Annotated in this window: 1 protein-coding gene; it reads right to left on the bottom strand. The window is 65.9% G+C overall.

Going from position 1 to position 255, the window contains the following annotated elements:
- A partial coding sequence (locus RM423_RS25245; protein WP_311425776.1) for a hypothetical protein occupies nt 1-255 on the bottom strand: 255 nt, incomplete at both ends.

Below are 255 nucleotides of genomic sequence, written 5' to 3'. Positions count from 1 at the left end.
GCGTCGTGCACCGAGTCCAGCTGGTGGTGCAGCGACGCGATGGCCTTGCCGAAGTCCTCGGTGTAGGTCAGGCGATCGGGGTTGATGTCGGCCATCTCCCGGCCGAAGCCGACCAGGGTGACCCGCAACATCTCTGACCAGGTGTTGTGCGAGAGCTCGGCGGCGAGGAATCGGGCCAGGTTCAGACACCGTTCCGGGTCACCCGACACAGACATCGCCGCGACACGTTCCAGATCCAGCAGCCAGTGCTCGCCC

This window comes from Jatrophihabitans lederbergiae, from assembly GCF_031845305.1.
In the GTDB taxonomy this organism is placed as follows: domain Bacteria; phylum Actinomycetota; class Actinomycetes; order Mycobacteriales; family Jatrophihabitantaceae; genus Jatrophihabitans_A; species Jatrophihabitans_A lederbergiae.
This window is presented reverse-complemented; position numbering and strand designations above follow the sequence as displayed.